This window comes from Rhizobium leguminosarum bv. trifolii WSM2297 (assembly GCF_000271845.1).
In genome coordinates this window covers 112,159-133,359 of sequence record NZ_JH719392.1, presented here as the reverse complement: position 1 = coordinate 133,359, position 21,201 = coordinate 112,159, and the positions used below count along the sequence as shown (strand labels likewise).

The following is a 21,201-nucleotide window of genomic DNA, read 5'->3' as shown; positions in this document are numbered from 1 at the left end:
GCCACTGTCGCGACCGCCCCTGATATACATCACAGAGGGCATGTGCGCCGGAGTTCTTGGCGCGGTGGTAACCAGTCGCAAAGCAATATCCGCCCAATGCAGCATCTCTCCCCCATAGTACACAGTACTTCGATGCCAAAAGATAACGCGACGGGCTGGGGACTCTAAAGGCGGGCTTGCAACCGGAGGGTTGAGTGGACATCCGCTTTCGATCCGGCAGGCACCATGTGCTCAAGATCTGCGTTGAGGGCGCGAAGCTGCCGGGCGCTATGGCCGCCTGACCGCAAACTTGAGGTCCGCACGCGGAAATTATTACCGCTCCACCGTCCTGTTGACTGATGCCCAAAGCCAGGGCACAAATGTGACATCCACGGTCGCTCGCGATGAGAAAAGAGAGGGGATTTCAAGGCTTTTCCGCTAAGCCTTTGAAATCATGTGAGAATCCAAGGTCCCAGGCAGACTATTTTGGGACCTTCATATCCCACCTTTTGATCGCTAATTTTCCTGACAAAGATCATAGTTTTTACAGCTAGTTACCTACAATTCGTGGCAAATCGTTGTGTGATTTCCCAAGATCGAAAACGCTATCCGCCGCCGCACGAAAGCTGGCTGGGACCAGACCGTGCACTCTTGGCCACAAAGCGTAGGATAGCGGCCGTTCGGTCAAGTAGGGAATGCGGCGGCTCCCGCCCCTGCAGAAACGGGAGGGTTCTGTAGTCGGATCAAGAAACGCCTTTCGCCAAGCGGTTTGGCGGATGACGCAGGTCTGACGAAGACTCTCCAGATTTCCGTTCCGTCGAGCTGTTGTTTTACGAAAGAGACCAGAGATGTTCCCCATTTTTGGGAACAATCATTTTCTTTAAGCGTGCTGCGATATCGTCGTCAGTGCCGAGTGCCACATCGATGCTCACAGTTTCAAGTGTCGTCGCCTGTCCGGAAATCCAGAACTGCCCTTGGATGCCATCGCCCCCCAAAAGCCCGGTGTGGTGGGGGTAAAGCAGCGTCAAGCGAGGTGCCTTATAGAGATGGGCGTAGGCCATCATCTGGTAAATATCGGATTGGGAAACGCCCTGTTTGGGATCATCGATCCGGCAAGATATCCGCTTCCACTTGGTGTCGATCACCTGAACAACCTGATCGCCGCGGCGGATCAGGATGTCAGGTTTGGTCTGAAAAACCTGACGGCCACTATCTTGCGCCGTGAGGCAGTACTCTCGACCACCTTGCAGACTAACACGGTACTCTGTCCCGGCCATCGCGCGCGCGACCAGTCGCCCGACGTACTCTTCGAAAAGCGTGTTCATTTCGAAAAGAAGCGCAGTTCCTTGTCCGGCACCGGAGTTCGTCGTCTGGAATTGGTTGCGTAGGAACATCCGCGCCATCTCGAACAGATCCTGCCAACCGCGATTGGTCCGTTCGATCACGACCTCGCCCCAACGCAGAGCGGGCACCGGAACAGTCGAAATGTCGGCGTAGACAAATCCCAGTTCCCGAATTCGTTGAAGGTTACCGATGCTACGCGACAGCCTGGAAAGATGTGCAAGTGCGGCCTTCATGATGCGGTTCAAGGCGATGTCGGTCGACAGCTCTTCAAATCGGCATGCAAGGCGGCCGGGGTTCACCGCATGGCGGGTGAACTGGCGAGGCACGTCGAGCGTGCCACGCAGTGCGGGCAAGTCGTCCTCGTGGCCAATATATCGCCGAGGCATGCCGCGACGCACGGCTTCTGTCAGCTTGTCACAAAATATCCGGATCAGGATTTCGAGAAGCGTTTCGTGCTGCCACTCCAGATCCGACAAGAGCCCAATCTCGATCTTCATGTCCAGCGCGACGGCGAGCATGTGGACAAGACGCTTGCGGATTTCGCTCCGCTCTTCGATCGAGCCGTCTGCGGCGGGCACGTCGATCTTTGGAAGGATCTCCAGGCTGCAATCTTCAGCGGCGACGACACCCACAACGCCGCGGGCCCGCAATTCATCCCGACGGTCCTCCAGCACGCCACGTTCGCCCCGTCCGGCAAAGGTCGACGCCTTGGCGACCGCGGCCAAACGATCCGCCATCAAGTCCGGGATGCAACCGGGCCCGTCACCGCGTGGGAGCGACCGGTATTCCAGCACGCTGAAGGCGGCCATCAGACTTCGAACTTTGTGAAATCAAAGCCGCCATTCTTGTCACCTTGGACCTCTGACCGGACGCGCCATCGATACCGCGCGCCGGAGAACGTGTCGGTGTCCAGCCCGGCTGGAGCAGTGATGACTTCTCGCACCAGGAACCGTGGACTGTCTTGCGCCGCATCGCCCAGAACTGCGGCAACCTTCGACCAGTCCTCGTAAAAGTACTCGGCCAGCAAGGGGATCACCTTGTATCGCATCACCGACGCGATCTTGGCGCGAGTGTCGCAGCCGGTGAAATAGGCATGCCCGATTTGGTGTTCGCGATCGAACAGATACTCGATCCGTTCATTGATCGTGCGCAAAAGCTTCCGCAGGTCGATCCCTTCTACGTCAGCCCGCAGCACATCGGGATCCGGCATCAGCTCGCGGAAGGTGAACCGGCGGCGGAGTGCGGTGTCCAGAAGCGCGATCGACCTGTCGGCCGTGTTCATCGTGGCGATGATGTGAAGGTTGGACGGAACACCGAAGCGCTTCTTTGAATAGGGCAAGGTCAGCCGGATTTCATTCGCCGTGCCAAGCCGTTTGTCGGGCTCCAGAAGCGTGATCAGTTCCCCGAATACCTTCGAAATGTTGGCCCGGTTCACCTCGTCGATGATGAGGACGTGGGGACGTGGATTGGCCGGCGCCTCGGAGCCGAGGACTTGGGACTCCAGAGCCGGCCAGTCGATCAGGTCCCGCTCGAGCGGATAGATCGGATGAAACGAGGTAAAGGGTGTCTCGTAGAACGTGGATCGATCGATCCCTGCTGGATGGGTCCATATCCATTCCACCGGCCGCGCGTGCCTCGCCGCCGCACCCTCCGACGATGGTGTGAACTTGTAGTCGCCGGCGAAGCGTCCGAATGCAACCACCCTGTTTCGACCAACCGTGAGAATGACATAGGCCCCATCTGCCGCGCCCGATCGCACCAGCCACGTTCCATAGACCGTAGCATGATTGCCCTTGACCGAAGCATCATCGACCTTCCGGCGTTGCTTGATCGCCTCCCAATCCTCGTATTCCGGGGCGGACCAATCCGTATCGCCCCCGAAGCCCCAAGCAATTTCCTTCTCGTCGATGGCCCGCTGCAGATCCGCCCGCCAATCCTCGCCGGTGAGGCCGATGCGATAGATCCGGCGCGTCCGGTCTAGCCCACCAGCCCCGGCGTCGCCGCGATCGTCTGCGGCTCGTTCGCTTATGCGTTTGAAAATGCCGGCCTGTGGCTCCAGCCGGAACCCCGAGGAAACTTCTTCTTCCAGCGGCGCCTCGGGATCAGGCGATCGACCCGTCGTTGGTCTCAGGCCCTCGACGAATTCCTCATAGGACATCGACTGATGGAACGTGACGAACTCGATGCGTCCGCTGTCCACGAGGCGGCGGTACTCGGCCATCAGCGCGTCGCGTTTGTCATTGCCTAGGAAGGGTTTTGCTTCCGTGTCGCCCAAGCAAAGCCGGACAGCCTCCCAGGCTGTTTGGTACGTCTTACCCGTACCAGGCGGGCCGTAAAGGATGAGATTGGTAGCGGGCGTCTGGGCGGAGTAATCAGGGCTCATGCTGGACTGCCCTTTCGAGGGGGTGAGTTGATAGGTCAGTATGGTCGCCGAACTTTCATCGACCCCGGTCTGTGTTGGCTTGGGGACTCTCGCCAGTTCCTGAAACGCCTCGCTACGCAAGGCGGACCAAACATTGCGATAGTGATGGGTAGGGAATAGTTTTTCCGACACATCTCCAACGCGCACAGCCACTTTCGCATCGCCCCTCTCACGGGCGGGCTCAATGAAATAGTTCAATGCGACAAGCCGTGCGCGATCTGCACCTTTTATGAGATAATCCTTGTCTGGTGGAACAACAGGCTTGTCGTCTTGATCAACGATGATGAAGCCTGAGTTGTGGAGCGCCGCTGCCGAGTAGGTGGGACCACCCCATCCGCCTGAACTGCCTTTGGTTCCGTTCGCGCAGAAATGAACCGGTTTTGACGGATAAACTCGGTTAGGCCGCAGTCTGGTTGACCTTACCCAATAGTCCCGCGGCTCACCGAAAGCCTCGAATACGTCCGCATTCGCCCCGCTGCTTCGATAGGAGTCATAAGCATCCATTGCAGCTTCAATCGCGTCGCGCCCCATGGGTTCAGGTTCTAAAGCTTCCTCTTTTCTGACAACCTCGTACCCCAGTCGCTCAAGCGTGCTGAAAGCCTGTGTTTCACCGAAACCATGGAAGAACTCCTTAGCCGATAGCGCACGGCCATTGGGCAAATGCGCAAGAGATCCCGCGACAGTTGCCTTGGCGGGATAGGTCTGCTCCCCGACGCTTCCTTTGACCCAAACTTGCGGACGGACGAATCCAGCTCTCGAAAGGAAGCCATTCAGGCCCAATCGGTCGCAATCGAGCATCGCTGCATCGATTTCCTTCCTGGTCAGGAGGTCGAGTAATGCCTGTTGCGATTCAGAACCAGCAGTCACTGCGCCGTCCAAGCCGTCGTTCTTCCAATGGCTGCCGTTGCTGTTGCCGTCGATGACGACCCCAGCAGCGGCGCTTTTGCTGGAAAAGACATGGTCCTTGGCAAATCGAAAGAGTGCCGGATTGTCATCAGGCACCAAGATGCCTGAAGCAACCAGCCGATCACGCTCAGGGCGATTGCGCTTCTCCTTGGGCGTACCCTCACGCATGGTGGTCGATCCGACACGAACCAGAAACTGCGTGCTGGAAAGCTCCTTGCCGTATGCCAAGGCCTGCTCCTTCCTGATAACCAGCCAGCCATCATTGTCAATCATGCACTTCCCTCTCCGAAAGGTATCATCTGCAACGCGCACAGCGTATTCACCAGCCGCATCTGCTCGACGGTATCGCACTTCGCCTCGCGCAGACGCGGCGCGCCAAAGACCAGCGTCAATCCTTTCGCGCGGGACACGGCCACGTTGATCCGGTTCAACGAAAATAGAAACTCCGTCCCACGCGCAGTTTCGTCGGCCGACGATGCAGTCATAGAGACAAGGCAGACCGGCGCCTCCTGTCCCTGGAACTTGTCTACCGTGCCGACACGGATAGCTTCCGGCAGCGCGTCACGCAACGCGTTGACCTGCGTGTTATAGGGAGCGACGACGATGATGTCGCTTGCGCGCATCGGGCGCGTGGTGCCGTCCTTGCCGGTCCATGTGCCCTTCAGCAGATCGGTCGTGGCAGCGGAGATGGCCGCGACCTCCTCGGACGCAATCTGCGCGTTCCCTTCGTGGGGCACCGGCACCCAGAACGCGCCGGCCGCGGGGAAGCTTGTGCCTCGAACGGCCTGGAGTGCGGTGTCGGGATGGCTTTCCAGTCTCCCCTCGTAGACCTGATCCGAGACGAAGCGGCAGACATCCGGGTGCATCCGGCGTGAGACGGGCAGGAAGATGCCCCGGTCCGACGGCACGGTAGCGTGGTCGCCCAACATCCAGTCGAGGCAGGAGAGGTTCGCGGGTTCCGGGTGCGCGCCTTGAATAACCTGCGGCAGTTGACGTGGGTCACCCACCAGCACGATGTTGCGCGCCGCCCGGCCCATCGCTGCCATGTTCGCGAGACCGACCTGTCCGGCCTCGTCCACGAAGAGGCAGTCGAAAGCCTGCACGTTCTCGTCGCGGGCAAAAAACCAAGCGGTGGCACCGACCACATGTCTGCCAGCAGCAGCATCTCCATTACTGTTAGTGCGACGAACGAGGCAATTGTCGGGGTAGCTATCCTCCTCGGCTGAGGTCTTGTGGACGAGATCTAGCGTGATCGGCAGATCCTCGTCTTCCAGGGCGCTGAGACAGCCCATCAGCACGTTGCGGATCGCCTCATGGCTGTTCGAGGTGACGCCAACGCGCGCGCCCTTTTTCACCAGCGACAGGATCGCTCGGGCGGTGACATAGGTTTTGCCGGTCCCTGGTGGTCCTTGGATCGGCAGCACGGTGCCGTCCATCGCGCCCACAGCGGCGATGATGCCCGCAACCGGATCGGCAACGGGCTGCAACGGGCCGGTGGTGAGGCGGGGAACCGCACGGGACAGCAGGTCATCGACAGCACGATAGGCGCGCGGGCCGCACTGATCGGCGATCACGTCGCGCAAAGCCGTGGCGATCACCTTGGTGTCCACTGGCCAATCAGGATGCAACGTCAGCCGGTCAGTCAGAAGATGATCCTTGCCCGGCCCGGCCTTAACCGTGATTTGCCTCGTCCTGCGATCTATCTCCTCAATACTGACCGAGACGGGCGGGCCGTCGACGACCGGCACGGTGGCGCTCTTTCCGCCGCGCAACTTGGTCTCCTGCGGCGGAAAGCGGTAGCTCCGCGCGAAGGAACGCTTGACAGGCGTCACTGGGCCGATCGTCACAAGCCCCGCAAGCGCGTCGAGGTCGTCGATCAGATCTTCCTCATCTTTGGTCGCTGAATCGAACACCGCCCATTGCGCGGGCTTGGCCTCGCGCCTGTGGAACAGGCCGAGGTTGAATAGCATCGCCTGCCGATCCTCGGGCAAACCCGCTGTCGCAAGAGTGGCGCGCAACTCTTGCGTCTCAGCGTCCTCCTCGGTCTCTTTCGGTCCTGCGTCCTGGCCAGGCTGCGGCCAAGGGCCCGGCGGCCGGATGCTCACCAACCAGTCGCGCAATTCTTCGGTCGAGATACAGTCGATGCGGTTGTAATCCTCGATCTCATTCAGGATGTGCTGGTCGCTCGTCTCGCGCCAATTCTCGTAAGCGACAACCGACCCGCCCGCCGTCTTGACCTCGCCCTCACGCTTGCGGTCGTAAAACGCCTCCATCGACTTGATGGAATAGTTCTGCTCTGATCCGATAAGTCCGCCCCGCACCACGGCGAATAGGTTAACAAAGCGCCGCTCGCGCAGCAGGCGATCGAGGAGGGCCTCGCCGATCCCGTATTTCGCAGTCAGTCGCCGAAGCGCGGTAATCTCATAAGCAGCGTAGTGGTAGATTCGGGCCTGCGGGTATTCCTCCAACCGCGCGCGGAAGAAGGTCAGAAGATCCTCCAGCGCCCGTGCCTCAGCGGCGTGATCATGCGCCCAAAAGGCCCGAAACTGCCCGTCGTGCCAGATACCGTGCAGATACTCGAGCCCACCGTCAAAATGCGGGTCGCCCTCTATGTCATAGAAAAGATCGCCTGACTGCGGCTCAGGCAGCAAGTCAAAGCCCTTGCCCGGCTCCGGGGCGCGCAATTCGAAGGTTGGTCCGCCCGACTTTCTGGCCTGCTGCAACCGGGCTTGCGTCACTAGACGAAGGCGGGTTCCTTCGGCCATGCCTCGCACGGGTTGGTCGAGTCCAGCCAGTGCCTCCATTGTCGCAGTGCCCGCAGCCTCCAGCTTCTTCACCTGCCCACGGTTGATGTTGGCGACATTGAACAGGCTGTCCTCGGCCTGCCAAACGCTTTCACAATGACCCGCCCAACGACAAAGGCCGCAATCGGCGCAAGGGATGGGCCGTGTCGGTTGCGGGTCAGCCACGAACCTCTCAAGCCGCGCCCGTGCGGCCCGTGCGTAATGGGCGTAGTCAGTGAGCCGCAGCATGGCGCGTTCGCCGCTGCCCAATTCGACATATGCGAATTCTGGCGCCACACCCTGAATCTCGATCAACAGGTCAGAATAGAGGACGAGTTGCAGCACATGCTTTGGATGCGGTCGACGTTTCAGCTTGGTGTCTGCCACCTCGTAGCTAAAAGGACCAAGCGTCGAAGGGCGATCCACCCGCATCAGGAAATCCGACCATCCGCCCCAGTTGCCTGACAGGAACGCTCCCTGGAACAAGACCTCGGCCCCTTGCGCCAACGCATCTCGAGTGGCATCGGCATCCGCGGCCAGATCACCACGCGGGATCTCGACCACCGCCCGGCCCGAGACTTTAAGCCTTTCCAAGTGCGCTGCTTCGTGTGCATCGCCCTGTTTTTGCAGCAGGGCCGCATCTTCGCTGTCTTCACCAGGTTCCGGCCCCTCGCCGCGCAGCCGCATCAGGTCGAGTGTAGTCGCATGAGCGCAACCCATGAACCGCATCAGGTCGGTCGCCGAAAAAAAGATAGTGCCGCCAATGTCTCTCATGGTCGCCCTACAATCTCGAATAAGAGCAACCCGAAGAAGAATCGTCTCGCCAGATCGCAGCTTCTTAAATAAACGCCATGGGTGTCAATTCGCGTCAGACACCGCAATTGATTGAATTGATGCGCAGTGCCCGAAAAAGCTTTCTCTTGTCAGCCGGCGGGCGCCCGCACGATCCGCAGGCTTTTCGCCGCGATCAGCGATCCAGGTTTGCCTTTCGAGCTCATGCGAAGAGCAAAGCCACGCTCGATTAGCACCGCCGCCTCCTCCAGCGTCTTCACATAGGTCGCATTGTCGGCATGATGCCGGTGCTTGCCATGCGCCGGGTCGGCGAGCTGATAGCCTTTTGAAGTGACGGACGGTTCCTCCACCGCGCCGCTGCGAGAGGAAATCCGTTCGATCCTAATGACACTTCCGCGCATTGCTTTTCCTTTCAGTGCTCTCGTACGCCTGCCGCGCCACTTGTCATGTAACTCATCTGGCAATCGGCTCGACAGGACGCAGAAACATTTCTAGCTTACGGGGGTGACAAATTCTGGCAGGCTGACGGTGCGCATGTCTTCTTTTTCAAAGGCACAGGATCTAATACGCCTCGCGCAGATGGCAGCGGCGCGGCGGGGCGGCATCGGCCTCGAAGATATCTGTGCGGAGTTTGGTGTGTCCCATCGCACAGCCCAGCGCATGACCGAAGCACTTGAGGGAACCTTCGGCAACGTGGAGGCAGAGGATGGGCCAGACCGTAAACGGCGCTGGCGGCTAGTCGATCCCGGCCTCGCCCGGCTTCAACTGCGGTATGAAACTGGCATTGAAGCGTTGGAGATCGCTGCTCGCACTGCCGAGGCTGAGGGTCGACTACGCCACTCCCGCGCGCTGGACGACCTGCGTGAGGGAATGTTAGCGCGGGTTCCGGCGCGAGCACGGGTCGAAGCCGACGCCGAGGCGGTTCTAACGGCCATGGGCCAGGTAATGCGACCTGGCCCACGAGTTCGCTTGGCCCCAGACATCCTCGATGCGATCATTGAAGCTCTTCGCGGCCCCTTCCGCCTGCGGGTGCGCTACAATCAGGATGGCGCGACACGTATCCTGGAACCACATGGGGTGCTGCTGGGCCACCGGACCTACCTTGCTGCTCGCGATCCGGCCAAAGCGGACGAGGTGCGCAACTTCCGCATCGACCTCATTCACGAGGCACAAACCCTGAACGAAAGCTTCACGCTGCAAGAAGGGTTCACTATCGGAGACTACGCCGCGCAGGCCTTTGGTGTCTGGCAGGATCCAGAACAATTCGGAGAGGTCATCTGGCGATTTGCACCGGAGGCTGCTGAGCGCGCTGCCGGCTTCCGTTTCCACCCCCGGCAGGTGCTGGATCGCCAGGATGACGGGAGCCTTTTGGTCCGGTTCAAGGCATCGGGATGGCTCGAGATGACGTGGCATCTCTATCAATGGGGCGACAAGGTTGAGGTGATCGCGCCCAAGGGACTGAAGACCCTAGTTAATGGCTATCAAAGGTCGGATTTCAAAGCCTTGCCATGATCGGGTTCCGAGCAGGGACCTCAAAGCAGAATATTTCAGGCCGCATTTCCAATGCCCCGTTCGCGGTTGCCGTCGCGCGCCGCGAAGCTGGAAGGTCGCGTGGATGGTCGCACACAGAGACAACGTCTGTTTCTCGAGATGAAACATCGCATGGCAACGACAGATATGGGACGCAAGGGGACAAACGCGCGGTGATCGTTAGAGGGAAAGTTGGGACCTCAAAAGCGGAAATAATTGCCGCTCCTCCCCTCCGGTTGGGCACAAGGGTGGCATCCACGGTCGCTCGCGACGGAAAAACAGAGGGAATTTCAGGGTTTTTTCGCTAAGCTGTTGAAATCATGTGAGAATCCAAGGTCCCCAGGCAAGCCATTTTTTGGACCTATTCCCTCTTTCAGTAGTTTCCATTCCCCACCAGAAAAAGGTGGCAATTATTGCCGCTCGCCCGATCCTGTTGACTGATGCCCAAACCCAGGGCACAAAGGTGGCATCCACGGTCGCTCGCGACGGAAAAGCAGAGGGAATTTCAAGGCTATCTTGTTAAGCCATTGAAATCATGTGAGAATCCAGGTTCCCCAGGCAGGCACAATTTACGCCTGTACCGCCTCATTCTGATCTTATGATCGTCTCCAGAAATCCTGCAGGTTTTACAGCTACATGTTACCTTTTCCGCGCCGCTAGCCGCAGCTTCGCGCTACTCCGATTTCGCAATCTACGATCGCACTAGAATTAGCTGGGGACCCGGTTCCCTAAAACACGATCTTCCGCTTCGCGCCAAGAACTGTCATCCGCAAGCCGGTCGACGCAGGCTCGTTTCGACCCACGACTGCCATTCACGAATGACTATCGCAATTTCCGGTGATGGCGCGCAACCAGACGTTCTCCCCGGAGAACGATTGGTGCGCTCCACCTCGGTCGCCGGCACGGCTTCAGCGATCGGACGGTATCGTTCACTCGCTCTCGGCGCGCGTCGCACGGTCGCACTGTGATCTTGCGGGCGCGCGGATTAGGTGTATCGAGCCTTTCAAGCCAGGGTCATGCCGCCGTCGGCATGAAGTTCGATCCCGTTGACAAAGCTGCCCGCCTCGGAGGCGAGAAAGAGCGCGGCCCGCGCCAGCTCCTCCGGCCGCCCCATCCGCCCTGCCGGGATGAGCGATGCCATGTGATCCTCAAATGCGGGGCGTTCGGCCTCCGACACGCCGAGCTTGCCAAGAATTTCCGTCTCGATCGGCCCCGGACTAAGTATGTTGACGCGGATGCGGCGTGCCTTGAATTCGATCGCCCAATTCTTAGCGAAGGCGGCGACGGCGGCCTTCGAGCCGGCGTAAACCGCGTGGTCCGGCAGGACCTTTGTTGCCGCCAGCGAGCTCGTGACGATGACGCTGCCGCCATCGCGGATCAGCGGTGCGATCGTCTGCACACCGAAAAACACACCGCGCGTGTTGATGGCGAAATGGCGATCATAGTCTTCCGGTGTCACATTGCGGGACGCAGTGAGATTGATGACGCCGGCATTGGCAATATAGATATCGAGGCCACCAAAATGGTTCTCTACCATGTCCACCACCTTGTGGTGATGTTCGAGGTCGGCGACGTCGCCCACGATACCAATGGCATGACGCCCGATGTCGCGCACCGCTTGGTCGACGACATCCTGCCGCCGGCCGGTGATGATGACCCTCGCGCCTTCTTCGGCGAAAAGCTTGGCAGTCGCCCTGCCGATACCGCTATTGCCGCCGGTAATAACGGCGACCTTGTCTTTGAGGTGCTGCATTGGTTATCTCCTTTCAACTGTGGTTGAGATAAACGATGGGCACCCTCAGCCGTTAGATCATGAACGGGCACATGATTTGTGCCGCGGAGTCGCGAATGCCGAATCTACTGAACGAGACGTCTGGATTGATGGCCTTCGTGCGGACGGTACAGGCCGGCTCCTTCAGCGCCGCGGCGCGCGCGCTCGACACCACGCCATCGGCAGTGTCGAAGAGTGTGGCGAGGCTTGAAAAGAAGGTCGGTGCGCGCCTCTTCCTGCGCTCCACCCGCGCACTGACGTTAACGCAGGATGGTCAGATTTTCTTCGAGCGCGTCGCACCGCTCCTGCAGGATCTGGATTCCAGCGACGAGGTGATCGGGTCCGATGCCGCGCTCTCCGGCCGCCTGCGCGTCAGCATGCCGAGCGAATTGGCGCCCCTGCTGCTACCGCGGCTGTTTACGGGCTTTGCCGCGGACAATCCGGACCTGCATCTCGATATTGGCCTTACGGACCGATTCGTTGACCTGATCCGCGAGGACTACGACGTCGTGCTGCGCGCCGGCAATCCGACGCAGGGCGATCTCATGGTCCGCCATCTGGCCGACCTGCCGCTGGCAATCGTCGCATCTCCGGCTTTTCTTGAGACCTCGGGCAATCCCCCGCTGCCTGTCGAACATCTGGCAACCGTGCCTTTTGCCCGCTACGCGCTCGGCGGTTTAGTCCAGCCTATACGCCTGGCGGACGGCAGCAGCTTTGTTCCCACGGGTCGCGTCTATTGCGATTCAGGCGCCGCGCTCATCCAGGCGGCGCTCGCAGGGGTGGGTGCCGCCTATCTGCTGCGGTGCCTAGTGGCGAAGGAGTTACAAGCTGGTGCGCTTGTAAGTCTTGCATCGGAGATCGCGCTTCCAAGCCTGCCGTTCAATGCACTGCATGCCTTCGGCCGCACCGTGCCATTGCGCGTCAAACTGTTCTGCGACTTCATCGCAGGCGAGGCAAAGGCCATCGAGATGATGTGAGCACAACGCATTCCCCGGCCGGATCTATCCCGTCAGAACGAGGCGCCACCGGCCTCGCGCGTTGCGATGGGCAGCGTCTCCCAGGCCCTGATCAACTCGCCGATCGACCCGGCCTCCATCTTGCGCATGACATTGGCGCGGTGCAGCTTGACCGTGACCTCGCTTATCCCGAGGTCGAAGGCGATCTGCTTGTTGAGCCGCCCCCGCGCCACTTCGCGCAGGATCTCGCGCTCGCGGTGCGTCAGCGTCTCCAGGCGCTCGATGTTGCGCCTGACGATCAAAGCGTTGGCGCGTCGCGCCGCGTCGAGCGCGATGCCGGCTATCACAGCGTCGAGCAGCGTCTGGTCGCGCACCGGCTTGGTAAGAAAATCGACGGCGCCCGCCTTCATCGCCTGCACGGTCATCGGAATGTCGCCATGTCCAGTCAGGAAGATGATCGGCTTCGCATTGCCGCTCTCCGCCAGATGATGCTGCAGGTGAAGGCCGCTCGCCCCCGGCATGCGCACGTCGAGGATCAGGCAGCCGGGGCGGTCCAGTATGTCGGCGTCGAGCACTTCACGGATCGAGGCGAAGCTCATGGGCCGCAGGCCCGCTGAGAGGATCAGCTCCGACAAGGCCTCGCGAACGGCCGCATCGTCATCGACGATGACGACGATTGGCTCACTTGTGTCATTCTCATGCTGCCGCGACCGCGGTGCCGATCTGCGGAGCGGCTGGTCAATTCTCATGTCACCCTCCATTTCTCGATGTCTGCAAAGCTTCCCCTATCGCAATGAGCAAGGCAGGCGCATCGAAAGGCTTGCGGAAAAAGCCGCTGATGCCCCGCGCGCGGCCCTGGTCGGCGATCTCGTGGCGGCCGGTGACCAGGAATACCGGTAGTTCCGGACGCGCCTTGTTGACGATGTCACGAAGCTCAAAGCCGTTCGTGCCCGGCATGCCAATATCGGTGATCAACAGGTCCAGGTTCGACAGGCCGTGGGTCAGCAGATGCTCAGCCGAGCGGAAACAGCAAGCTGCATAGCCGGCGGATTCCAACAGCTCCTCCAGCGACTCGAGCAGCCGCGGGTCGTCATCGACTATCGCGACGATCGGTCTTGTCTTCTCCATGCTCAATTTCCTCCCGCCCGGCGTGAATGAGTGATCGGTATTCCCAATCGTTCCGCTATGCGCACGAGGTCGGCGAGCGATGCCGCCGCCATTTTTTGCATCACATTCCTCCGATGGATTTGCAGCGTCACTTCGCTGATTCCGAGTTCCGATGCCGCCTGCTTGTTGAGCAGGCCGCTGACCACGAGCGGCAGCACGTCGCGTTCGCGTGGCGTCAGTTCGAGATAGCGCTGTTTCAACAGGCTCAGCTCAGCCCGTTCCGATCGCCTTTTCCGATCCTCGGAAATCGCCGTATGCACCGCGGCTATAAGATCCGTGTCGCTGAACGGTTTGGTGAGAAAATCCACGGCACCGTGCTTGATCGCCCGCACCGAGGAGGGGATGTCGCCGTGGCCCGTTATGAAGACGATCGGCGGATGATCGCCCTCGGCGATCTGCCGCTGCAGTTCGAGGCCGTTGATATCGGGCAATCCAACGTCGAGTATCAGGCAGGCAGGTAGATCCGGCTTCTCGGTGTCCACATAGTCGCCCGCCGAACCGAACGCGATGGCACGCATGCCGTGGGTCTCCAGGAGCCCGCCGAGCGCCTCCCTGATGCGTTCGTCATCGTCGACGATAAAAACAACATGGTCATCCGTTGTCATGGCGCCGCTTTCCCCACGGGCGGTAAGGTGAAAATGAACCGCGCGCCATGCGGTTCATTTTTCTCGGCCCATAAACGCCCGCCATGCGCCTCGACGATCGAACGGCAGATGGCGAGACCCATGCCCATTCCGTTCTCTTTCGTCGTGAAGAAAGGTTCGAAGATCTGATCCGGGAACTCGATGCCGTTTCCCCGGTCACCTATTTCGGTCTGTACTTCACTGCCCACCCGGCGGGCGCGCACGTCGATAGCTTTTTCCCCTGCGACAGCGTCCATTGCCTCCATACCATTGCGGATGAGATTGACCAGAACCTGCTGGATCTGGACGCGGTCGACCGCGATAGGCGGAAGCTTGCCTTCCACGTCGATGTCGATCCGGATGCGACGGCGCAAAGCCTCTCCTGCCACCAGATTACACGCCTCGGCGATAACGCCGGAGAGCGACAGGCTGATCCTGTTCTCCACGGATTGCTTGAACAGCGCCCGGATACGGCTAACGACTTCCGCCGCCGAATTGGCATCGCGGATGACCCGTTCGGTCGTGATCTTGGCGCGCTCGAAATTGACGGGCTCAGCCGATAGCCAGCGGTAGCACGCGTGCGAATTGGCGACGATCGCCGCAAGAGGCTGGTTCACCTCATGTGCGATAGACGCGGAAAGCTCCGCAAGGCTCGCCGCCTGGCTGGCGCGCGCCAGCCTCTCGTGCGCCAGGCGCAGCTCTTCCTGCATCTGCACCTCGCCATCGATATCCAGGCAGATGACGTTCCACTGCACGATGGTGCCGTCGTTGTCGCGCATCGGGGCTGCTCGCGTCTCGACCCAGCGATATTCGCCATCGAAACGGCGCAAGCGGTGCCTGCGTGCGTAGGGCTCGCCGCTCGAGAGGCAACGAGCGTACTGTTCCTTGACCCCCGCAAGATCCTCTGGGTGGACTCCGGCGTCGAGGGTGCCATTCAGCCGTGATTTCTTCGCGCCGTCCAAGTCTTCCAGTTCGTAGCCAAGGAATTCCCGGAGTTGCTGGCTGCGATAGACCGGCTCGCCGTTCGGCGCGGCGCAATCGATCATTGCCGGCAGCGTCTCCACCAATTGCCAAAGAAAGCGTTCTCTTTCTCGTAACGCCTCCTGCGCGAGCATCTCATCTTCGATATCGATCGAGATCATATACCATTGTACGATCGCACCATCGGTATCGAGCAGAGGCTGCGCGCGAGCTTCAATCCACCGATAGGTTCCGTCCTTGGTGCGCCGACGAAATCGGTTTACGAAAGGCTGGCCGGTCGCAAAGCCATTAATTGCTCTCTGAAACATGGTCGGAAAGTCTTCCGGGTGAGCCAAATCTCGCGCCAGCGCATCGAAATTCTCGATGTCGGGTGTCGGCAAACCGACATTGTCCAGATATCGTCTGCTCGCATAGGTCATCTTGCGCGATGGAGCAAAGCTCAGGATATTGATCGGCAGGGTGTCGATCATCTGCTCCAATTGCCGCTTGCTGCTCTTCAGCGCTTCCTCGGCCTTCTTGCGTTCGGTGATGTCGATGAAGCCGACTAGGCTCTTGTCTGCGATGGCGCCAGGGCGGGCGGTTGCGAAAACGACGTCCATGACGCTGCCGTCCATTCGCGCCACCTTGGTTTCCTCTTGAAAGACCTCCTCGCCGCGATAACGCGACTCTATGGAACGGCGGATGGTGGCGAGGCCTGGCTGCCAATAGCGAGTGATAGGACCCCGCATCTCCTCCTGGTCATTAGCCCCAAACATTTCCGTCAAGTGGCGGTTGGCCTCTTCGATTTCGAGGGTCTCAAGGGCGCGCGCCAGAAAGTCGGGATGCTTATCGATATAGACTTCGAGGTCCGTGACACCCTCGGCCCGCAACTCCTTGAACAACGGAACCAGTTTTCCGGCATCCACCTGGGCGAGCCCGATGGGCATATAGTGAAACACATCGCGATAGCGGCGCTCGCTTTGTTGCAAAGCCTCTTGCGCGATCACGAGATCGTGGATATCGACGCTGACGCCGTACCACTGCAGGATGGCGCCGGTATCGTCCCGCAACGGCTCTGCGCGCGTCTCGGTCCAACGATAGGTGCCGTCGGTCCGGTGCTGACGATATCTTTGGATGTAAGGATCGCCTGTGCGGAACGAATGCTGGATGGCCTGCCGGGCCGCGTCGGCATCCTCCGGATGAATGACACTGAGCGATGGCGACCCATCAGGCGCTGTAATATCCGCCAGGCTGGCCCCTGTTACATCTCTGAACCGTTTGTTGATGTAGGATGGCATTCCATCCGAGGTTGTCGCCCAAATTAGAGCGGGCACCGCGTCGATGAGCTGCTGGAGCTTTCGTTCGCTCTGTTGCAGTGCTTCCAGCGCCTGCACCTCGTCATCGATGTCGATCGAGATCGCAAACCATTGTACGATCTTCCCGCATTCGTCTCGCAATGGTTCCCCCCGGCCATCAACCCAGCGATAGACGCCGTCCGCGCGGCGCATGCGATACTTCATCGAGTATGGTTCGCCTGTCGAGACAGCATGGCGCACCGCCTGCAGTAGACCGGACGCATCATCTGGGTGAACCAGGGTCTCAATGTTTGCCGCCAACTGGCTTGTGCCTGGCCTCTTCAACTGTTGCAGGTCAAACCCGAAAAAATCCACCAGGCGCTTGTTGAAGAAGGTAGGCTCGCCTTCGGGCGTCAGCCGTCTGATGTGGACTGGGACCATGTTCACGATCTGCGAGAGCTCTCGCTCGCGGTCGCGCAGGGCCTCCACGCTCTGGCGTAATGTCAGCAACGCGAGCTGGTGCTGCCGGGATATGGCGGCCACGACCAGGGCCGAAAATGCCGAGATCGCCAGGAAGAGTTGCAACATAATCTGGTTGTGGCGCTGGCTCTCGGCATTTCCGGCGAACTGGCTGGCGCCGGATATCGTGAAGATCGCAGTTATCAGCGCGAGGAGGGCAAGAGTAACGGCAGCCCCCTTGAATTCGAAGCGCACCGCGGCCCAAAGCAGCGGCGGCATGATAATATAGGCGAAGGGCAGGTAGCCGCCGAGCGAAAGGGCAGCGACGCCGAGAAGGATAAGTCCTACGACGCACGCTTCAATCCATCGCGCAGCCGATAGCTCGGCCTTGCTGTTCCAGTTCTGGATCACGACCAACGCGAGCGGCCCGACGATCAGGACGCCAGTGGCATCCCCGATCCACCAGAGCGGCCAGGCCCCTGAGAAGGTTTGTGAAAATATGCCGAACCAAACAAGCGTCGCACTTCCGATCGTCGCGCTCACCACCGGGGCAACTCCGGCACCCAACGCGATGAATACCAGAACTTCCCGCAGGGTTTCCAGCCGAACCGGCCGACCCAAAACCCGGTTTACGAGCCACGCGCCGACCATGGCTTCGAGCGCGTTGCCGGCATAAATCAGGACGGCGGCGGGCAGCGGGCTGTGGAACCACAGGACATTGCCGAACAGCTCGCCGAGGCAGCCGACCAGCACCCACCACGGCCAGCTCTGCTTGGGTGCGAGCATAAGGGTTGCAATGAAAAGCCCGCTCGGAGGCCATATGGAAATGCCTGTTCCGGGTACGATTGCAAGTGCCTGTGCGAAGCCACAACCCAGGACATAGGCCGCAAAAAACAGACCAAGGCGCATGAGTTGGGGGCGGTACGACCAGACGCGCGTCATCGGCGGCTCCTGCAGGGACATAAAGCTTGGGGGGCGCCAGCATATCGAGTGGCTAGTCTCGATAGCAGCAGCAGCGATCCAGTGTCGTACCCTATTCGCGCCACTGCGCGGCCGCAACTTATGGAAATCCATGTATTTGCGGCGCTGCCGTCGCCGCCCTGGTGGAAAACCGTCAAGCCTCAATAGTATCCGACATCCGATTGGATGATTCCTGTTTCAGTCCAAAAGCCGCAGGGGCATGGCATCCTCGTCAAAGTCCGTCGACCGGCTGACCTCGTTCCACTGGAGCGCGGCCGTCGATCGGACCACATCATTCTGGGCAATTCGTGCCAGCGCGTCGCTTCCGAGGACGAGCTGTTCCGGCAAATCGTCGCGGCGTGAAAGATTGAAGATGACGGCGGCCACCCTGTCGGGATCGCCGGGCTCGGTGCCGGCATAGCCCTCCGTCATCTTCATGACCGCGCCGATGGTCGGTTCGTATTCCGGCAGCAGCGGGGGGACATGGCCACGGGCGACCCGTGTCCAATTCGTGCGGATGCTGCCCGGCTCAATGGCGACGGCCTTGACGCCGAACGGCTTGACTTCCTTGGCAAGCGAAGCAGTGAAGCCGCTCACCGCCCATTTCGCCGCGCTATAAGCCGTGGAACCGGGACTGCCGAAGCGCGCCGAGCTGGATGAGATGTTGATGATATGTCCCGATTTCTGCTGGCGCATTACGGGGAGCGCTGCGCGCGTCAGATTGACCACACCGTAGAAGTTGGTGTCGATCTCAGCCTTGAAATCATCTTCCGAGATCTGCTCGAAGGGGCTGAGATGCGCATTGCCGGCATTGTTGAGCAGTACGTCGAGGCGGCCGAACCGTTCCATTGCCGCTGCGACTGCGCCTTTCGATGCGGACGCGTCTGTCACATCGAGTTCGATGAGTTCCACGTGCTCTTCGTAGCGGCGCGCAAGGTCGAGAAGGCGGTCGACATTGCGGGCCGTTGCGATGAGGTTGTCGCCGCGTGTGAGCACGAGTTCGGCCGCGCTACGGCCGATCCCGCCGGCACTGCCGGTTATGAGCCAAGTCTTCGGCATGTTGGCTGACCTCTGAAACGTGATGATGGAATAAGGATCGAGGAACTGGCGCGGCAAGGCCGCGCCAGTTCAGGACGGCTCGCGGAGCCCGGCGGCTTGCTCCACGAGCCGTGGCCAGCTCAAGCCTTGAGGAAGGCGAGCAGGTCGGCGTTCACCTGGTCCTGATGCGTGGCGGTGATGCCGTGCGGCGCGCCCGGATAGTAAATCTCCTTAGCACCCTTGATCAGCCGCGCAGACTTGACGGCGGAATCCTTGATCGGAACGATCTGGTCGTCTTCGCCATGCAGGACGAGTGTCGGCACGTCGAACTTCCGCAGGTCTTCCGTGAAGTCGGTTTCGGAGAATGCCTTGACGCATTCATAGGCGTTGAGCAGGCCGGCCTGCATGCTCAAGCGCCAGAACTGGTCGAGGGTGCCTTGGGAGACACTCGAGCCCGATCGATTGGCGCCGTAGAATGGCAGGGCGAAGTCTCGGTAGAACTGTGAACGATCCTTGACGAGGCCGGCGCGGATCGCGTCGAACACCTCGATCGGCAGGCCTTCCGGATTGGCCGCCGATTTGACCATGACCGGCGGCACGGCGCCGATGAGGACGGCCTTGGCGACACGCTTCGTGCCATGCCGGCCGATATAGCGGGCAACCTCGCCGCCGCCGGTGGAGTGGCCGACCAGTGTTGCGTCCCTGATGTCCAGCGCCTCGATAACCGCGGCCAGATCGTCGGCGTATCCGTTCATGTCGTTGCCCGACGTCGGTTGGCTGGAGCGTCCATGGCCGCGGCGATCGTGCGCCACGACGCGGAAGCCGTGCTGGGCGAGGAAGAGCATCTGGCCGTCCCAGGCATCGGAATTCAGCGGCCAGCCGTGCGAGAAGGTGACGACCGGGCCGGTCCCCCAGTCCTTGTAATAGATTTCTGTGCCGTCCTTGGTGGTGATCGTGCTCATGGCTTGCTTTCCGTGATTGATGGTGGCGGGGAGAGGCTGCTTCGGAGTCTTTGCGGTGGCGATCGCGGGCAAGCTCGCTACGATGCCGGTGGCGAGGCCGCCGAGCAGAGCGTCGCGGCGTGAGACGCTGACAACCGATGGGTTTGAAATGTCGCGCATATTGTTATCCTTCACGATGATTGAAGTGCGAATGAGGGCGGTGACCGCCGACCCGGAAAACTGTTGGTGGAAAGCGTCTGCGGACTGTGGGATCGTGGCGTTGGGCGGGCGATCCCATTCTCGGTCGGTAATGGTTGCGGCAGTCCTGAAAACCGACGCCGGCCAGCGGGGTCAGGAACCGTGCATGCAATTTCGTTTGAGGAGAGACCTCCAGACCGACAATGCTGCCATTCACTTGGCGGACGCCACCTCTTCGATGAGGGCGGCGACTTCGCCGGGATGCGAGACCATGAGTGCGTGCGAGGCTCCGTCGACCACGACAGTCTTCACGGCGTGTGCCCGCTCGGCCATGAACTGCATGACCGCTGGCGGAATGTTGCGGTCGGAGGATCCGTAGATCATGTAGGAAGGCAGCTTCCTCCACGACGCGGCGCCGGAGGGCTCAGCGAGCGCGGCCTTAGTGACGGGTCGCTGCGTCGAAGCCATCAGCGCCGCCTTGTCATCTGAAACGTCGGCGGCGAACTGGAGATGAAATTTGGACGGCTGGATGTAGAGATCCTGCGTGCCATCCGGCAGCGTCACGGGCGCGAGCGCACCGGCAAGCGTGCTGCCGGGGAATTTGCCCGACAGGGTGAGGCTGGATTCGCCGGTATCCGGCATGAAACCCGCAACATAGACCAGGGCTTTCACGTTCGGATTGCCGTTCGCGGCTTCAGTGATGACCGGTCCGCCATAGGAATGGCCCACCAGGATCACTGGTCCGCTGATGGCACGGACGACGGATGCGACGGATGCGGCATCCGACGCGACGCTGCGAAGCGGGTTGGCCGCCGCGATCGCTACATAGCCATCCTTCGCCAAGCGGGTGATCACCGCGTCCCAGCTCGACGATTCAGCAAAGGCGCCATGAACGAGAACGATTGTCGGTTTGAGATCGTGATCTTGGGACTGTGCGGTGGCGACGGCCAGCGTGGCGATCGCGGCGCCAAGCGCCAAGACCTTCATAATTTTGAGCATCTGCTTTCTCCTAACGCAGCGGTTGCCTATGCCGGGAGAATGCGTGGGTCTGCGATCGCAAACCATTCTACGTGAGAT

General features: G+C 60.4%; 14 protein-coding genes. 2 read left to right on the top strand and 12 right to left on the bottom strand.

Annotated elements, in window-relative coordinates; all coding sequences use genetic code 11:
* Positions 1 to 809: 809 nt before the first annotated feature.
* From RLEG4DRAFT_RS00575 to RLEG4DRAFT_RS00560, 4 genes are all read right to left on the bottom strand, one after another.
* A complete protein-coding gene (locus RLEG4DRAFT_RS00575; protein ID WP_003574513.1) occupies positions 810 to 2,132 on the bottom strand; it encodes an McrC family protein in 1,323 nt (440 codons plus the stop codon).
* Positions 2,132 to 4,924 carry an AAA family ATPase gene (locus tag RLEG4DRAFT_RS00570; protein WP_003574511.1) on the bottom strand — a complete coding sequence of 931 codons (2,793 nt, stop codon included), beginning with the start codon at positions 4,922 to 4,924 and terminating at the stop codon, positions 2,132 to 2,134. The genes RLEG4DRAFT_RS00575 and RLEG4DRAFT_RS00570 overlap by 1 nt, the downstream gene beginning before the upstream one ends.
* A complete protein-coding gene (locus tag RLEG4DRAFT_RS00565; protein WP_003574509.1) occupies positions 4,921 to 8,208 on the bottom strand; it encodes a TM0106 family RecB-like putative nuclease in 3,288 nt (1,095 codons plus the stop codon). The genes RLEG4DRAFT_RS00570 and RLEG4DRAFT_RS00565 overlap by 4 nt, the downstream gene beginning before the upstream one ends.
* A 149-nt stretch (positions 8,209 to 8,357) precedes the next feature.
* Positions 8,358 to 8,627 (bottom strand): hypothetical protein, encoded by a 270-nt coding sequence (locus tag RLEG4DRAFT_RS00560; RefSeq protein WP_003574508.1) that lies wholly within the window; start codon positions 8,625 to 8,627, stop codon positions 8,358 to 8,360.
* 133 nt (positions 8,628 to 8,760) lie between these two features.
* Here RLEG4DRAFT_RS00560 and RLEG4DRAFT_RS00555 point away from each other — a divergent pair, with 133 nt between their 5' ends.
* Entirely contained in the window at positions 8,761 to 9,738 is a 978-nt protein-coding gene (locus tag RLEG4DRAFT_RS00555) for a helix-turn-helix transcriptional regulator (RefSeq protein ID WP_003574506.1), read from the top strand.
* Between the two features lie 1,021 nt (positions 9,739 to 10,759).
* Here RLEG4DRAFT_RS00555 and RLEG4DRAFT_RS00550 read toward each other — a convergent pair.
* Positions 10,760 to 11,509: an SDR family NAD(P)-dependent oxidoreductase gene (locus tag RLEG4DRAFT_RS00550; RefSeq protein ID WP_003574504.1), complete on the bottom strand. Its 750-nt coding sequence runs from the start codon at positions 11,507 to 11,509 to the stop codon at positions 10,760 to 10,762.
* A 59-nt stretch (positions 11,510 to 11,568) separates the two neighbouring features.
* On the opposite strand from RLEG4DRAFT_RS00550, the gene RLEG4DRAFT_RS00545 reads away from it, so the two are divergent.
* Entirely contained in the window at positions 11,569 to 12,504 is a 936-nt protein-coding gene (locus tag RLEG4DRAFT_RS00545; RefSeq protein WP_171898162.1) for a LysR family transcriptional regulator, read from the top strand.
* Between the two features lie 32 nt (positions 12,505 to 12,536).
* Here RLEG4DRAFT_RS00545 and RLEG4DRAFT_RS00540 read toward each other — a convergent pair whose 3' ends face one another.
* The 7 genes from RLEG4DRAFT_RS00540 to RLEG4DRAFT_RS00510 form a co-directional block, all read right to left on the bottom strand.
* Positions 12,537 to 13,232 carry a response regulator transcription factor gene (locus tag RLEG4DRAFT_RS00540; RefSeq protein ID WP_003574501.1) on the bottom strand — a complete coding sequence of 232 codons (696 nt, stop codon included), beginning with the start codon at positions 13,230 to 13,232 and terminating at the stop codon, positions 12,537 to 12,539.
* Position 13,233: 1 nt separating this feature from the next.
* A complete protein-coding gene (locus RLEG4DRAFT_RS00535; RefSeq protein WP_003574499.1) occupies positions 13,234 to 13,611 on the bottom strand; it encodes a response regulator in 378 nt (125 codons plus the stop codon).
* A gap of 2 nt (positions 13,612 to 13,613) precedes the next feature.
* Complete coding sequence (locus tag RLEG4DRAFT_RS00530) at positions 13,614 to 14,255, bottom strand: response regulator transcription factor (protein ID WP_003574497.1); 642 nt, start codon at positions 14,253 to 14,255, stop codon at positions 13,614 to 13,616.
* Complete coding sequence (locus RLEG4DRAFT_RS00525) at positions 14,252 to 17,929, bottom strand: PAS domain-containing protein (RefSeq protein WP_003574495.1); 3,678 nt, start codon at positions 17,927 to 17,929, stop codon at positions 14,252 to 14,254. Before RLEG4DRAFT_RS00525 ends, RLEG4DRAFT_RS00530 begins: the two co-directional genes overlap by 4 nt.
* A 216-nt stretch (positions 17,930 to 18,145) precedes the next feature.
* The gene (locus tag RLEG4DRAFT_RS00520; RefSeq protein ID WP_003574493.1) at positions 18,146 to 19,006 is read right to left on the bottom strand and encodes an SDR family oxidoreductase; all 861 of its coding nucleotides are present in this window, start codon (positions 19,004 to 19,006) and stop codon (positions 18,146 to 18,148) included.
* 119 nt (positions 19,007 to 19,125) lie between these two features.
* Positions 19,126 to 20,106 (bottom strand): alpha/beta fold hydrolase, encoded by a 981-nt coding sequence (locus tag RLEG4DRAFT_RS00515; protein ID WP_003574491.1) that lies wholly within the window; start codon positions 20,104 to 20,106, stop codon positions 19,126 to 19,128.
* A gap of 231 nt (positions 20,107 to 20,337) precedes the next feature.
* Positions 20,338 to 21,123: an alpha/beta fold hydrolase gene (locus RLEG4DRAFT_RS00510; protein ID WP_003574490.1), complete on the bottom strand. Its 786-nt coding sequence runs from the start codon at positions 21,121 to 21,123 to the stop codon at positions 20,338 to 20,340.
* Between the last annotated feature and the right edge of the window lie 78 nt (positions 21,124 to 21,201).